This is a genomic window from Algihabitans albus, from assembly GCF_003572205.1.
GTDB lineage: Bacteria > Pseudomonadota > Alphaproteobacteria > Kiloniellales > DSM-21159 > Algihabitans > Algihabitans albus.
In genome coordinates this window covers 105,317-119,221 of sequence record NZ_QXNY01000003.1, presented here as the reverse complement: position 1 = coordinate 119,221, position 13,905 = coordinate 105,317, and the positions used below count along the sequence as shown (strand labels likewise).

Genomic DNA, 13,905 nt, shown 5'->3' with positions numbered 1-13,905 from the left:
GTCCCCCCGCGTCGCCAAGGCCAAGTCGTGCTGGAAAAGCGGGTACAAGTCGGCTTTTCTGTGGATGATATGGGAAATTTGTCGGTCGCAGCCGAACCTGCGGGCCGAAACGATCTGCGGTCAAAGGGCTTTTTACAGGCCTCGCAGCCTTTCGGAGCGGCGGCGCAGCAGCTCGATCGTGGTCATCAACAGGATCGAGACGCCGATCAGCAGGGTGGCGACCGCCAGAATGGTCGGGCTGATCTGCTCGCGGATGCCGGACCACATCTGCCTCGGGATCGTGTACTGCTCGGGACTTGAGGCGACGAAGAGCACCACGACGACTTCATCGAAGGAGGTCACGAAGGCGAAGAGCGCGCCGGCGATCACGCCAGGCAGGATCAGGGGCAGAATAACCTTGAAGAACACCGTGGTCGGTGGCGCGCCGCACATGGCGCCGGCCCGCGGCAGGGCCTTGTCGAAGCCGATCAGGGTCGCGGTGACGGTGATGACCACGAAGGGCGTGCCCAGCGCCGTGTGCGCCAGCACCAGGCCCAGGAGCGAGTCGGTGAGCTGGACGCTGGAATAAAAGAAGTAGATGCCGGCCGCGGTGATGATCAGCGGCACGATCATCGGTGAAATCAGGATGCCCATGATGAGGGTGCGCTGAGGCATCTTCTCGCGGCTGAGGCCGAGCGCCGCCAAGGTGCCGAGAGTGGTGGCCAGGATGGTGGACAGAATGCCGACGATCACCGAGTTCTCGATCGAAGTGAGCCAGCGGTCGTTGGTCAGGAAGTTCTGGTACCAGCGCAGGCTGTAGGCCTCGGCCTCGAACGCCAGCATACCCTCCGTGAAGGTGAAGTAGGGAGTGGCGTTGAAGGATAGGGGAATGATCACCAGGATCGGCATGATCAGGAATAGGAACACGCAGCCGCAGATGACGCGGAAGAGATAGTACCAAGCCCGTTCCATCGGCGTTGCGTAGGGCGGCAGGGAGGAGACTTTTGCCATGGTGTCCTAGTTCCGTCCGCTCAGCCCAGGGTCAGGCGTTCGACGCCTACCAGCTTGTTGTAGAGCCAGTAAAGCGCCAGCACGCCGGCCAGAAGAATGCCGCCCAGCGCCGCAGCCAGGCCCCAGTTGAGCGACGACTGCATATGGAAGGCGATGAAGTTGGAAATCATCTGACCGTCCTGCCCGCCGACCAGGGCCGGCGTGATGTAGTAGCCGATCGCCAGGATGAAGACGAGCAGGCAGCCGGCCCCCACGCCGGGCAGCGTTTGTGGCGCATAGACCTTCCAGAAGGCCTGGAAACGCGGCGCGCCCAATGACTGCGCGGCTCGCATATGGCTCGGCGAAATGGTCTTCATGACGGAAAAGAGCGGCAGCACCATGAAGGGCAGCAGGATCTGCGTCATGGCGATCACCGTGCCTGTCTGGTTGTAGATCATCTGAATTCTATCGTTGTCGCCGACCAATCCGATCCAGACCAGGATGTCGTTGAGAACGCCCTCCGACTGCAGCAGGACGATCCAGGAGGTCGTGCGGACCAGCAGCGACGTCCAGAAAGGCAGCAGCACGAGAATCATCAGCACATTGCTGACCCGTGTCGGCTGCGTCGCCAGCAGATAGGATATCGGAAACCCGAGCAGCAGCGCCATCGACGTCACCAGCAGCGACATCCAGAGCGTACGGCCGAACAGCTGGACGTAGATCTGGCGCTGCTCCGCCTGCATCACGATGTCGCCGAACTCGTTATAGCGGCGGTCGACGGCCGCCAGATACTGCACGGCGTTGTAGACATTGCCGAGCCGCTGGATGGTTGCCCAGCTCTCCAGCTTGCCCCAATCCGCGTCGGCCTCGATCATCGCCTCCTTGAAGGGCGCTTCCATGCGCGCCGCCGAGCGGGCGGTTCGGGTCACGGCCGAGCGAATACCCGGTTTCTCATAATTCAGGCGGGTGGCGACGCGGCCGAGGTCGCCGCTGAAGCGATTCTCCCGAGCGAGTGCCAGTTCCTGGGCCAAGGCAGCAAATGCCTCTTCCGGCGGCAAGCCATCCTCGGCGCTCCAGTCTTCCAGCGTAGCCAAGGTGTTCGGTAGCACCCCCGACACCAGCGGGTCGTGCAGGCTGCGGAACAGCATTTGCCCGATTGGAAAAAGGAAGGTGATGGAGAGGAAAACCAGGAGCGGAGCGACCAGCAGGAAGGCACGGGTTTTGGCGCGAAACTCGACGCGGCCGAGCGCTTGCTTCAGCGGCGTGCCGTCGGCCGTGGTCAGCCGCTCGGGCTTGCCTGCGTCTCCAATGGCGATCTGCGCCATGAAGCCTGTCTCCGCTTCCTAAAGACCGACGCGGCCCGCGAGTCTCCAGACGATTCTTCTGGGGCGCCGCGACAGTGTCTCATAATCCGTTGCTTTACGGCTAGCGCGCCAGGGACGGGGCCGACCTGCTGGCCGGCCCCGCGCACCGACGGTCGCGACGGCCTGTCCTAGTTGACGAGCCAGGCGTTGAAACGCTCGTTCAATTCGTCCTGGTAGTCGGCCCAGAACAGGAAATCGTTCTGCAGCGCGTTTCCGAAGTTCTCCGGAGCTGTCGGCATGTGCGGGCCCATTTCGACACCGGCTTCGGCATGGGTGCCGATCAGCGGTACCGAAGACTTGCGTGCCGGACCGTAGGAGATCCAAGACGCCTGATCAGCCAGGCGCTGGGTATCGGTGGAGAACTTGATGAACTCCAACGCGGTTTCCTTGTTCGGTGCGCCGCGCGGGATCACCCAGAGATCGAGGTCCCAAACCTGGCCGTCCCAGACGATCTCGAAAGGCTTGCCTTCGGCCGCAATGGCGTTGAAGACACGTCCGTTGTAGGCGGTGGTCATCGCTACCTCACCGTCGGCCAGCATCTGCGGCGGCTGGGCCCCGGCTTCCCACCAGATCACCTCGTCCTTGATGGTATCGAGCTTGGCGAAGGCACGGTCGACGCCTTCGGGGGTCGAAAGCACCTCGTAGACCTCGCCTGCCGGTACGCCGTCGGCGATCAGGGCGAACTCGAGGTTGGCCTTGGGGGTTCTGCGCATGCCGCGCTTGCCCGGGAAGCCCTCCAGATCGAAGAAGTCGGCCATCGAGCTGGGCGCCGCATCGGAGAACTTAGTCGTATCGTAGGCATAGATCGTCGACCACACGATGGTCGCGACTGCGCAGTCGTGCAGCGTTCCCTCGAGGAAGTCGTCGGCGGCCGCCGTGCCGTCCGGCGCCGGCGGAAGCATCGCGTGGTCGAGTGGTTCAAGCAGGCCCTCGTCGCAGCCGCGGACGGCGTCCGACAGCTCGACGTCGACCAGATCCCAGGTGACGTTTCCGGCCTCGACCTGCGCCTTCACTTCGGCCAGGCCGCCGTTGTAGTCCGCCGAGACGATCTCGATCCCGGTCTGCTCCGTGAAGGGCTTGTGATAGGCCTCTACCTGACTCTTGGTATAGGCACCGCCCCAGGAGACGACTGTCAGAGGGTCGGCCTTGGCGGCTCCGGCTGCGAAGCCTGTCACCGCGACCACGGCGAGAGCCGCCGTGGTGGTGCGAAGCATGTGTTTCATCGATGGAACACTCCCTGCTTGTTACTGATGCCGGCTGTGCCGGCGTCTTGGCGGGCCCTTATCGGTCCGCGCCCAGTCGAACCGGCGTCCGCCGGTCCGCAACGCTGCACCCGGTTGTTGGGCGCAGGCGAATTCGCCATGCCGGAGCCGCTCACGCGTCCAGGGCTCGGCAATCTTCAATCTCCCAACCGACGCTTACGTCGACGCCCTCGCGCAGGTGGGCGTGTCCTTGCGCGTTGGGCACCTTCACGACGAACTCGTCGCTGCCGCACACGCTCACGCGTGTGCGAATGTGATCGCCGAGGTAGATCAGTTCCTCGACACGACCAGCGAAGATATTGGGGAGGCTGCCCGGCGCAGGGTCGATCATGACGCGCTCGGGACGCAGCGACAGGGTCGTCTTGGAGCCTTGCCCGCTCAGCAAGTTGACGGGCAAGGCTTGTACCTCGCCGCTGCCGTTGTCGAGGGTGACCGTGCAGGCATTGGACCCGTTGAGCTTGCTGACCGTGCCGTGCAACGTATTGTTTTCGCCGATAAACTGGGCAACGAACGCGTTCTGCGGCCGCTCATAGAGGTCGGCCGGAGTATCGAGCTGCTGGATGATGCCGTCGTTGAAGACCGCGATGCGGTTGGACATGGTCAGGGCCTCGGACTGGTCGTGGGTCACGTAGACCACGGTGACGCCGAGACTGTCGTGAATATGCTTGATCTCGAACTGCATCTGCTCGCGCAGCTGCTTGTCGAGCGCGCCCAGCGGTTCGTCCATCAGAACCAGAGTCGGCTCGAAAACCAGAGCGCGAGCCAGCGCGACCCGTTGCTGTTGGCCGCCAGAGAGCTGGGCCGGTCTGCGCGTTTCGTAGCCGTCGAGCTGCACCATCTCGAGCGCGCGCTCCACCCGCTTTTCCGTCTCGGCTTTGGAGACCTTGCGGACCTGCAAAGGGAAGGCAAGGTTCTCGGCCACCGTCATATGCGGGAAGAGGGCGTAGTTCTGGAACACCATGCCGATGTCGCGCTTGTGAGGCGGAACGTTCGCGAGAGACCGGCTGCCAAGCCGGATTTCCCCGTGCGTCGGTGCCTCGAATCCGGCCAGCATCATCAACGACGTCGTCTTGCCCGAGCCGGAGGGGCCGAGCATGGTCAAGAATTCGCCGCGCGCGATCTCGATGTTCAGATTCTTCACGACCAGCGTTTCGCCGTCGTAGCTCTTCTGAACCTCGATGAACTCGACGAGTACGTCGCCTCGATCGATCATGCCTGGTACTTGGCCCCCTTCGTTCGCGTCATTGCGATCCGGGCCCGCCTAACCTGTTCGATAGCTTTTAACGAGCCGCGTCGTTGGTGCGCGGTTTCAACTGGCGAATGCTAGACAAAGCGCCCTTGGAATTCGAGAGGTTTTTTGCGCTGCGGAAAGCGCTGATCCCGGGAAGATCGCTCAAGCCACGGCGGAAATGCCCGGTCACACGTTCGTGACGACGGCATCCGCCAACCTCTTTCCAGTCAGTTGCAACGCGGGCCGTCGATGCACGTAAGGGGCATCGACGGGACCTTTACTCCGCCGCGAGATGCTGACTTCCAGCCCAACTCTCGGTTTCGTCCAGTGCCCGGCCGAAGCGCTCGAGCAACTTGTCGATTCCCGTTTCGTCGATGATCATCGGTGGGCAGAAGGCCATCTGGTCGCCAAGATTGCGGATGATCAGGCCATGCTCCTGGCAGCGCTCGTAGCAGTAGGTGCCGACCGCGCCGACGGGGTCGAACGGGTGTTTACCGGCCTTGTCCGCCACCAGTTCGATGCAGCCGATCAGACCGATGCCGCGCACCTCGCCAACCAGCGGATGGTCGGCGAAGCGGCGCAGCCCAGTCTGGAGCCGCTCGCCCATGCGTGCCGCGTTGCCGACCAGATCCCGCTCTTCGATGATCTTCAGGTTCTCCAGCGCGACTGCGGTCGCTACCGGATGGCCGCTGGCGGTGTAACCGTGTCCGAAGGTGCCGATCTTCGCCGTATTGTCAGCGACCGCCTGATAGATCTTGTCGGAGAAGAGCAGGGCGGCCAGCGGCATGTAGCTGGAGGTGAGCTGCTTGGAGCAGACCACCATGTCCGGCTCGATACCATAGGTCGTCGAGCCCCAGAGTTGCCCGGTGCGGCCAAAGCCGTTGATGACCTCGTCGGCGATGATCAGAACGTCGTACTTCCGGCAGACGGTTTGAATCTTCTGCCAATAGCTCTTGGGCGGCGTGATCACGCCGCCGGCTCCCATTACCGGCTCGCCGATAAAGGCGGCGACGGTTTCCGGGCCTTCGGACAGGATCATCTGTTCCAACTCGCCGGCCAAGCGAGACGCGAACTCTTCCTCGCTCTCGCCCTCCCAGCCGAACCGCCAGTGGTGCGGACAGGCGGTGTGCAGGATGTTCTTGATCGGCAGGTCGAAGTCTTTGTGGTTGTAGGGCAGTCCGGTCAGGCTGCCCGAGGCGATGGTGATGCCGTGGTAGCCCTTGATCCGCCCAATGATCTTCTTCTTTTCCGGCCGTCCGAGCGCGTTGTTGTAGTACCAGACCAGCTTGATGGCTGTGTCGTTCGCCTCCGACCCCGAGCTGGTATAGAAGACCTTGGACATCTTGCCCGGCGCCATGGCCAGCAGGCGCTCGGAGAGCTCGATGGAAGGCTCGTGGCTCTTGTGCGCGAAGGAGTGGTAATAGGGCAGCTTGGCCATTTGGGCGCGTGCCGCCTCGATCAGACGGTCCTCGCCGAAGCCGACTGCGACCGACCAGAGGCCGGCCAAACCCTCGATATACTCCTTGCCGGCATCGTCGTAGACGTGGATGCCCTTACCCTCGCGGATCACCATCGCACCCTTGTCCTCATGCTTGCGGGCATTGGTGTAGGGGTGGAAGTTGACCGCCACGTCACGGAAGGATGGCGAGTTGGGACGATCGACCATAGCGAAGGTAACTCCTAGATTCGGCACTGCCTGTTGACGGTCGTCTAATATTTATACGGTAGCCTATCGCTCTCTTCCACCCGGCAGCAAGGGCAGGAAAGTGCTTGGATCGCTCGCGCCGCGACGTTAGGACAAGCTGCCGCCGCCGCCGGACAGCCCTCTCGATATGATTTCCAACTTCTATCTTTTGCTTCAGGCGATCGCGATCGGCTTTGTCGTAGCCGCGCCGGTCGGTGCCGTCGGCGCGATCTGCATCCGCCGATCCCTGCACGGGCATCGCTTCGAAGCCTTGCTTTGCGGCCTCGGCTCGGCCATTGCCGATGGTGTTTTTGCGGCGATCGCCGCCCTGGGGCTGTCACTCGTCATCAAATGGCTCGAAGACCATCACGGCGAACTGAGTCTGGTCGGTGGCGTCTTTCTGCTCGGCTACGGCCTCTACATGATCATTCACGCGCCGAAGCTGTTGGGCCGGCAGGCTTTGACCGAGCAGGAGGAGGCCGACCTCAGCCCCTGGTCGCTGGCCGGCCTGCTGAATCGTCTCGGCATGGTCTTCAGCGGGTTCGGGCTGACGATCATCAATCCGGCTACCTTCCTGGGATTCATGGGCGCTTTCGCCGGCCTTGGCGTGCTCGGGCCGTCCGGCGAAGCCGAAACCTGGGCCAAGGGAACGACGCTTGTGCTTGGTGTCGCGGCTGGTTCGACCCTCTGGTGGCTGACCTTGATCGCCGCGTCCAGCGCGGTGCGGCGTAACGTCTCGGGCAATATCATCGTCCAGGTCAACCGTGTGCTTGGGCTGATTGTTGCCACGGTCGGGGTGCTCGCGCTGTTCCAGGTCTTCTGATCCAGACGCCTCGGTTTCGGTCGGCCGCCACCGTTTCGGCGCGTGAAAGCGTTCCCTTGGGATGACGGCAAGCGACCCCAGTTCGACCGGCACGTCGAGCGACGCGAGGTATACCGTCTGGATCAGAATCCCGGCCGGCGCGCTTCCCGGGGCAAGCTTCTGCGCGTGGACCCGCTGGACTTTCGGGAGGTCCGCAGGAGCAAACGCATACCGGCCTCGATGATGGTTTGGCTGGGGCAGGCCCGTCCGCTTTACAGGTCTCCTCCAGGGTTTGACTCCCGTGGCCGATACCGTTGGTATGGACACAGTCCCGTATGCTGTCGATGAAGGCTCCTATGACATTGCTTTTGATTGAAAACACCCTGTTGTTCGATGGCTTCGAGCCTGAGCTGCGGGAGGGTGCCGCCGTGCTGGTGGAAGACGGCATGGTCAAGGAGGTGGCGGAGGGCGCGATCGGAACCGGATCCGCCGAGGTGACGCGGATCGACGCCGGCGGTCGCGTCCTGATGCCGGGCCTGATCGACGCTCATTTCCACGCGGTCGCGGCCGATCCGAATATCGCGCGCCTGGAGACCATGAGCGCCTACCACATCGGCCAGTACGCGCGCGGGTTTTTGGAGGCCGCCTTGCGGCGGGGCTTTACCACGGTGCGCGATGCCGGCGGCGCCGACTTCGGCTTGGCGCTTGCGGTCGAGACCGGCTTGATCGAGGGACCGCGGCTCTATTACTCCGGCAAGGCGCTGACGCAAACCGGCGGTCATGCCGACTTCCGCGAGCGCGCCGCCGAACACCCTGCCTTCTGTCTCTGCGGGCAGCACGGCAATGTCATGGGCGTGATCGCCGATGGCGTCACGGAGGTGCGCCGCGCGGCGCGTGAGGAACTGCGCAAGGGCGCGACCCAGATCAAGATCATGGCCTCCGGCGGTGTCGCCAGCCCGGCCGATCCGATCTGGAATCTGCAGTACTCGGAGGAAGAGATCGCGGCGGCCGTTTGGGAGGCCGAAAGCTGGAAGACCTACGTGATGGCGCACGCCTACACGCCGGAAGCGATCCGGCGCTGTGTCGAATTGGGTGTCAAGTCGATCGAGCACGGGAATCTGATCGATGCGGAGACCGCGGCGCTGTGCCGGGATCGCGACGCCTGGGTGGTGCCGACCTTGGCGACCTACGATGCGCTGGCCGAGGAAGGCAGCGCCCTTGGCCTGCCGGCGGTCAGCATCGCCAAGGTTGCCGATGTGCGTACGACCGGCCTGGAGGCGTTGGAGATCTTGAAGGCGGCCGGCGTCAAGATGGGCTTCGGCAGCGACCTGCTGGGCGAGATGCATCGCCACCAATCGCGCGAGTTTCTCATCCGCGCCGAGGTCCTGTCGCCCCTGGAGGTCCTGCGGCAGGCCACCAGCGGCAATGCTGAGTTGATGAATCGCACCGGGAAGCTCGGTTGCGTCGCGCCCGGAGCCTATGCCGATCTGCTGCTGATCGACGGCAATCCCTTGGCCGATTTGGAATTGCTGCAGGATCAGGGACGGCACATGCCGCTGATCGTCAAGGCTGGCGAGATTTACAAAAATACACTGTGATAGATGGGATACGAAGACGCCCGTTCGGGGTCGGCGGACGGTGATTTCCGCTTGTTCCGTCGCCCAAAGGGGGCATAGGTTACGGCTCAGTGAAACGGGCAACCCTCACCGTTTCGCCCGTCGGCAAGAGGTTCGGTTCTGATTGCTCGGATCCGCGTCCGCTTACCGAAGCGGGATTAAGAAGGGATCATGAAAGCGGTCAATGGCCAGGTGCCGTCGGACTGCGCAGGGATTGAGTTACAGGGAGACAGCTATGCGATACCGTCTGGGACTGGTCGCTGCTGTGGCTGCCGTTGCGGCTCTCACATTGTCGCCGACGCAAGACGCGCAGGCGCAGGAGAAGGTGTTCCGCTACGCCACCACGGGCGATGTCTTGGGTCTGGACCCCCATTCGAACAACGAGGGTCCGACCAACACCATGAAGGGCAACATCTACGGCCTGCTGATCCATCGGAAGCCGGACCTCTCGTTGGAGCCCGACTTGGCGGTCAGTTGGGAAAACGTCGATGACGTGACCTGGCGCTTCGCTTTGCGCGAGGGCGTCACCTTCCACAACGGCAATCCCTTCACCGCCGACGACGTGGTCTATTCTTTCGAACGCCAGTCGCAGGAAACCTCCGATATGTCCTTCGCGATCGCCACGATCGAGGAGGTGCGGAAGGTCGACGACTATACGGTGGAGATCGTCACTAACGGTCCGGACCCGATCCTGCTGCTCAACATGCCCAACTTCTACATCATGGATAAGGAGTGGGTTGAGGAGAACAACTCCTTCGAGGTTGTGCGCGGTGCCGGCCAGACGAACTTTCCGAACGTCAACGCCAATGGGACCGGCCCCTACCGCGTGGTCGAGTGGGTTCAGGACAACCGGCTGGTTCTCGAGCCTTTCGAGGGTTACTGGAACGCTGACGGCATGATGTCCAACATCGACCGTGCCGTTCTGACGCCGATCCCCAACGACGCCACGCGCGTGGCGGCGCTGCTGTCCGGCGAGATCGACATGATGTATCCGGTGCCGTTGCAGGATATTCCCCGTCTCCAGAACGAGGCGGACGTGGACGTTCTCGAGGGACCCGAGCTTCGGACCATCTTCCTCGGCTTCGATCAGTGGCGCGATGAGCTGCTCGACATGCCGGGCACCGGCCAGAACCCCTTCAAGGACCAGCGGGTTCGCGCGGCCTTCGCCCATGCCATTGACCTGCAGGCGATCCAGCGCGTCGTGATGCGCGGCGCTTCCACGCCGACCGGCCTCATGGTTGCGCCGGGCATCAACGGCTTCGTCGAGGATCTCAATACCCCCTACGAGTACAATCCCGACAGGTCGCGGGAACTGCTCGAGGAAGCGGGCTTCGCCGACGGTTTCCCGGTCACTCTCGATTGCCCGAACGATCGCTACGTCAATGACGAGGCCATCTGCAACGCCGTGATCCCGATGCTCGAGCGGATCGGAATCAACGTCAGCCTGAACGCGCAGACCAAATCCCTGCACTTCAACAAGATCGGCCGGGCCGAGGAAAACAACACCAGCTTCTTCATGCTGGGTTGGACGCCGGGCTCCTACGACTCGCTGAACCCGCTGATGCAGCTCATGACCACCGGCGCGCCGGGTCACGGTGACTGGAACAGCGGTCGCTACAACAATCAGCAGGTCATGGATCTGGCCGAGCGGATCAAGACGGAGATGGATCCGGAAGCCCGCCAGGCTTTGATCACCGAGGCCTTCCAGATCCATCAGGATGATGTCGGTCACGTTCCGCTGCACCAGCAGGCCTTGGCCTGGGGCGTGCGGACGGACACCGTGGCCGAGATCATCCAGCGTCCCTTCAACGACGTGGACCTGCGCTACGTCGTGATGCAGTAACGCCTTCGGGCGCGGGGCGGCGGCCCGGAGAGAGACCCTCCGGGCCGCCGTTGTTTTTTCGCATCCTGTTAGGCTGCGCGGCAAAAGGGCGGCATCAGACCGCTCGGGCAGACTAAGGATGAACGTCAGGGAGCTTCGTGGCAGATGTTCGCCTTCGTCATCCAGCGTTTGTTCCAGGCCGTCCTGGTCATGCTGGTCGTCGCCTTCGTATCTTTCTCGCTGTTCCAGTTCGTCGGCGATCCGATCAACAACATGGTTGGTCAGGACGCGACGCAAGAGCAGCGCGAGGCTTTGCGCGAACGGCTCGGCCTCAACGATCCCATCCCGATCCAGTTCGTCAACTTCGTCGGTAACGCGGCGCAGTTTCAATTCGGTCTGTCATACCGCCTTGGCATCCCTGTCGAAGACATCATCGCCCAACGTCTGCCGGCGACCATCGAACTCGTCTTGGTCTCCGCGATCATTGCCTTGGTGGTCGGTGTGCCGATGGGGGTCTATACGGGGCTTAACCGCAATTCACCGATATCCAAGGTCTTTCTGACGGTATCGCTGATCGGAATCTCTCTGCCGACCTTCCTGATCGGTATCCTTCTGATCCTGATCTTCGGGGTTTGGCTGGCCTGGTTGCCGACCTTCGGGCGCGGCGGAACGATCGACCTCGGCTGGTGGGAAACCTCCTTCCTCACCCTGCAGGGCTGGCGCTCCCTGGTGCTTCCGGCGATTACCCTGGCGCTGTTCCAGCTGACGCTGATCATGCGTCTGGTTCGCGCCGAGATGCTGGAGGTTCTGCGCACCGACTACATTAAGTTCGCGCGGGCGCGGGGGCTGTCGAACCGGGCGATCAACTTCGGCCATGCCCTCAAGAACACGCTGGTTCCGGTGATCACCATCATCGGGCTGCAGATCGGCTCGCTCCTGGCGTTTTCGATCATTACCGAGACGGTCTTTGCCTGGCCGGGCATGGGCCTTCTGATTATTCAGGCAATCCAGTTCGCCGACATTCCGGTGATGAGCAGCTACCTGGTGCTGATTGCGCTGTTCTTCGTCGTCATCAATCTGATCGTCGACCTGCTTTACTACGTGGTCGACCCGCGGCTGCGCGTCGAGCGCGGCGGCGGCGGGCATTAGGGGAGGCGTAACGGCATGGCCGAAGTGGCACGAGAGCCAGGTGGCGCAGGTGCAGCACCGCAGCTCACCCTTGCCGGCAAGATCGCCGACGGTTGGCACCGGTTTCTCGATTCGGATGTTTTCTACTCCTTCAAACGGTCGCCGCTCACGATCGTCGCCTTCGCCGTAACGGTGCTGTTGTTCCTGGGGGCTTTCCTCGCTCCCTGGGTCGCGCCTCACGACACCACCAACATGGCAAGCCTCAATTTGATGGACGCCTTCAAGCCGCCGGCCTGGTCTTCCGGCGGCGACGCGAGTTTTCCCCTTGGAACCGACGATCAGGGCCGGGACATGCTGTCGGGCATCATGTTCGGCATGCAGGCCTCTCTGGTGATCGGCTTCGCCTCCGTGGTGCTGGCGGCCATCATCGGCACGATCCTGGGCTTGATTTCCGGCTACGTGGGTGGGCGCGTCGACAGTGTGATCATGCGCTTCGCCGATATTCAGTTAACCTTTCCGGCGATTCTGATCGCGCTGCTGGTGGACGGCATCGTCGGCTCGGTGCTGCCGCGCAACACCGCCGAGGAGTTGACCTATCCAGTACTGATTCTGGCGATCGCCTCGTCTCTCTGGGTCAACTTCGCCCGCACGGTCCGCGGCTCCACCCTGGTCGAGAAGAACCGCGAGTACGTGCAGGCTGCCAAGGTGATCGGCATCCATCCGGCGCTGATCATGGTGCGCCATGTGCTGCCCAACGTCATGGGGCCGGTGCTGGTGATCGGGACTCTTTCGCTGGCGCTGGCCGTTTTGACGGAAGCGACGCTCTCGTTTCTCGGCGTCGGCATTCCCTCGTCCGAGCCGTCGCTCGGTACGCTGATCCGGATCGGCCAGGAGTATCTCTTTTCCGGCGAGTGGTGGATGACCATCTTCCCTGGAGTGGCGCTGGTCATCCTGGTCCTGGCCGTCAACCTACTGGGCGATTGGTTGCGCGACGCCCTGAACCCGAAGTTGCGCTGATGTCGGATTTGGATCGAACCCCTCTCCTGGAAGTCCGTGACCTGCGGGTCGAGTTTCCGACGCGCCGCGGGACACTGGTGGCCGTGAATGGTGTGTCCTTCGACATCAAGGAGGGCGAGGTGCTGGGTGTCGTCGGCGAGTCCGGCGCCGGCAAGTCGCTCACCGGCTCGGCCGTGATCGGGCTGTTGGAGCCGCCGGGCCGCATCGCGGCCGGTGAGGTGCTGCTGAAGGGGCGGCGGATCGACAATCTGTCCTACCGAGAGATGCGCCAGATCCGCGGCCGCGAAATCGGCATGGTCTTCCAGGATCCGCTGACCAGTCTCAACCCGCTCTACACGGTCGGCCGGCAGCTCGTCGAGACGATCCAGACGCATCGAAACATCTCCGAGGATGCGGCGCGCAAGCAGGCCATCGACTTGCTGTCCGAGGTCGGCATTCCGGCCCCGGAACGCCGCATCGATCAGTATCCGCACCAGTTCTCCGGCGGCATGCGCCAGCGTGTCGTCATTGCCTTGGCACTTTGCGTCAACCCGAAGCTGGTGATCGCCGACGAGCCGACCACCGCGCTCGACGTATCGATCCAGGCTCAGATCATCAAGCTCCTCAAGCGGATGTGTAAGGAGCATGGGGCGGCCGTGATGCTGATCACCCACGACATGGGCGTGATCGCCGAAACGGCGGATCGGGTGGCGGTGATGTACGCCGGTCGAATCGCGGAGATCGGTCCGGTCCGCGATGTGGTACAGAACGCCAAACACCCCTACACCCACGGCCTGATGGGCTCGATTCCGATGATCGGGCACGACACGGAGCGGCTGACTCAGATCGAGGGGTCGATGCCGCGTTTGACCGAAATTCCGCAAGGCTGCGCTTTTAACCCGCGCTGTCCGAACGTCCACGACCGTTGCCGCGTGGAACGGCCGGAGCTGATCTCCGTGGACCGCACCCAAGTCGCCTGTTGGCTGTTCGACGAAGGCGCGAAGAAAGCGGCCGAATAGAGTGGGCCGGAG

Annotated in this window: 11 protein-coding genes; 6 read left to right on the top strand and 5 right to left on the bottom strand. The window is 62.9% G+C overall.

The window, feature by feature from the left end; all coding sequences use genetic code 11:
- Nucleotides 1–132: 132 nt before the first annotated feature.
- From DBZ32_RS07300 to DBZ32_RS07280, 5 genes are all read right to left on the bottom strand, one after another.
- The gene (locus tag DBZ32_RS07300; RefSeq protein ID WP_119166489.1) at nt 133–990 is read right to left on the bottom strand and encodes an ABC transporter permease; all 858 of its coding nucleotides are present in this window, start codon (nt 988–990) and stop codon (nt 133–135) included.
- Between the two features lie 20 nt (nt 991–1,010).
- Nucleotides 1,011–2,294, bottom strand: a complete 1,284-nt coding sequence (locus DBZ32_RS07295; protein WP_119166488.1) for an ABC transporter permease — start codon at nt 2,292–2,294, stop codon at nt 1,011–1,013.
- A 167-nt stretch (nt 2,295–2,461) separates the two neighbouring features.
- Nucleotides 2,462–3,556 carry an ABC transporter substrate-binding protein gene (locus tag DBZ32_RS07290; protein WP_119166487.1) on the bottom strand — a complete coding sequence of 365 codons (1,095 nt, stop codon included), beginning with the start codon at nt 3,554–3,556 and terminating at the stop codon, nt 2,462–2,464.
- A gap of 151 nt (nt 3,557–3,707) precedes the next feature.
- On the bottom strand, nt 3,708–4,808 hold the full coding sequence (locus tag DBZ32_RS07285) for an ABC transporter ATP-binding protein (RefSeq protein WP_119166486.1): 1,101 nt from the start codon (nt 4,806–4,808) through the stop codon (nt 3,708–3,710).
- Between the two features lie 295 nt (nt 4,809–5,103).
- Nucleotides 5,104–6,492, bottom strand: a complete 1,389-nt coding sequence (locus tag DBZ32_RS07280; protein ID WP_119166485.1) for an aspartate aminotransferase family protein — start codon at nt 6,490–6,492, stop codon at nt 5,104–5,106.
- A gap of 166 nt (nt 6,493–6,658) precedes the next feature.
- Between DBZ32_RS07280 and DBZ32_RS07275 the strand changes: the two genes are divergently transcribed.
- The 6 genes from DBZ32_RS07275 (at nt 6,659) to DBZ32_RS07250 (ending at nt 13,893) form a co-directional block, all read left to right on the top strand.
- Nucleotides 6,659–7,333: a LysE family translocator gene (locus DBZ32_RS07275; protein ID WP_119166484.1), complete on the top strand. Its 675-nt coding sequence runs from the start codon at nt 6,659–6,661 to the stop codon at nt 7,331–7,333.
- A 335-nt stretch (nt 7,334–7,668) separates the two neighbouring features.
- Nucleotides 7,669–8,910 carry a metal-dependent hydrolase family protein gene (locus DBZ32_RS07270; protein WP_119166990.1) on the top strand — a complete coding sequence of 414 codons (1,242 nt, stop codon included), beginning with the start codon at nt 7,669–7,671 and terminating at the stop codon, nt 8,908–8,910.
- Nucleotides 8,911–9,163: 253 nt separating this feature from the next.
- Nucleotides 9,164–10,771, top strand: coding sequence for an ABC transporter substrate-binding protein (locus tag DBZ32_RS07265; protein ID WP_119166483.1), 1,608 nt, complete (start codon nt 9,164–9,166; stop codon nt 10,769–10,771).
- Nucleotides 10,772–10,915: 144 nt separating this feature from the next.
- Nucleotides 10,916–11,899, top strand: a complete 984-nt coding sequence (locus DBZ32_RS07260; RefSeq protein ID WP_119166482.1) for an ABC transporter permease — start codon at nt 10,916–10,918, stop codon at nt 11,897–11,899.
- A gap of 15 nt (nt 11,900–11,914) precedes the next feature.
- Nucleotides 11,915–12,895 (top strand): ABC transporter permease, encoded by a 981-nt coding sequence (locus tag DBZ32_RS07255; protein ID WP_119166481.1) that lies wholly within the window; start codon nt 11,915–11,917, stop codon nt 12,893–12,895.
- On the top strand, nt 12,895–13,893 hold the full coding sequence (locus tag DBZ32_RS07250; RefSeq protein WP_119166480.1) for an ABC transporter ATP-binding protein: 999 nt from the start codon (nt 12,895–12,897) through the stop codon (nt 13,891–13,893). The genes DBZ32_RS07255 and DBZ32_RS07250 overlap by 1 nt, the downstream gene beginning before the upstream one ends.
- Nucleotides 13,894–13,905 lie beyond the last annotated feature (12 nt).